Annotated in this window: 1 protein-coding gene; it reads right to left on the minus strand. The window is 44.4% G+C overall.

Features of this window, described 5'->3' with window-relative positions; all coding sequences use genetic code 11:
• On the minus strand, positions 1-302 hold a 302-nt coding region (locus B3182_RS12045; protein WP_292752898.1), incomplete at its 3' end, for a hypothetical protein.
• Between the last annotated feature and the right edge of the window lie 144 nt (positions 303-446).

Raw genomic sequence — 446 nt, forward strand, 5'->3', positions numbered from 1 at the left:
CCGTGCGCGGTATCACGAAAATAAATTTCATCAATATTGATATCAGTCCATCGGGTTCGGAGTCGTCCAGCGATATAGCCACCTAAACCTGCTGCCACAATTTGTGTGATGGTTAACCAGGTAATGGTCGACCATCCAATGGTTTCCATTGTGACGCCTTCATTCTGCCAAGGTGAAATAACTGAAAAGCCCAGACCGAAACCAAGTATTAACATGATTAACGTCATGGCCGCTGCACTGACAGCACCAGCGAAAATGGCTGCCCATGACACGCTGCTATTATTTGCTGAGAGAGTTTCCATATTGCGTTCCTTATAATAAGCTTTCAAATCCGGATTTGTTTTTTGTAAGTAAAGTATTTTGGTATGACTACCAGGGAAATATCGTTTAAGTATGTGGCCGGATTTAATCCCGGCCTAGGGGCTGTTGATCTTTCAGAGGCGGCT

Source organism: Methylophaga sp. UBA4204, from assembly GCF_002379485.1.
GTDB lineage: Bacteria > Pseudomonadota > Gammaproteobacteria > Nitrosococcales > Methylophagaceae > Methylophaga.